The organism is Psychrobacter sp. 1U2, from assembly GCF_051847575.1.
The window spans coordinates 1-625 of the sequence record NZ_JBPYDC010001333.1; the positions used below are offsets into that span (position 1 = coordinate 1).

A 625-nucleotide genomic window follows, 5' to 3' on the forward strand; every position below is an offset into this window, starting at 1 on the left:
GCTGTTGAGCTCATGACCTAAATAAAAATAAGGCTTTTTAGTATCCTCTGCTAAAGCCCCAGTGTATTGAGTAACTAAGGTAATACTCTGCTTCAGCCACCATGCCACCAGTCCTGCTAAAATAAGGGCGACGATACTAATGAGCAAGACCGTGAGAAGCATGCGATTGCGTGTATTGTCCAGATAAGGCAGCACGCTATCGACAGGCTTACCAACACTCACCGCCCCGATAATATTGCCTATCTCATCTTTGATAGGCTGTGCCACATACATAATTGAGCTACCACGCGTGCTATTAATATCTGGAGTACTTCTAACCCCGTATAGTCCTTTCAAGGTGAGATAAATATCATTCCAGCGGCTATAATCTTCACCTTCAGCATTTTTAGATGTTGGCAATGAGTCATAAATAACCTTACCATCACCATCTGTCACATAGATGCGAAAGCTGCTACCACTTTTATTTTTATCCGCTGGTTTTATAGGTTTATCAATGGCTGGTACGTCGATAAAAGCAGCATCAAGTTTGGCATGATAGGCATCATCGTATAGTTGCCCTGACGTTAATGGCACTTGTAAGCTTGCTGCGAGCAATTTACTGGTATCTAATAAAGTATCTTCGATG

The 625-nt window shown here is 42.2% G+C and carries 1 protein-coding gene; it reads right to left on the reverse strand.

From position 1 onward, the window contains the following. The coding region (locus tag ACS8FD_RS21930; protein ID WP_459252169.1) for a sensor histidine kinase family protein at nucleotides 1-625 on the reverse strand (625 nt) is incomplete at both ends.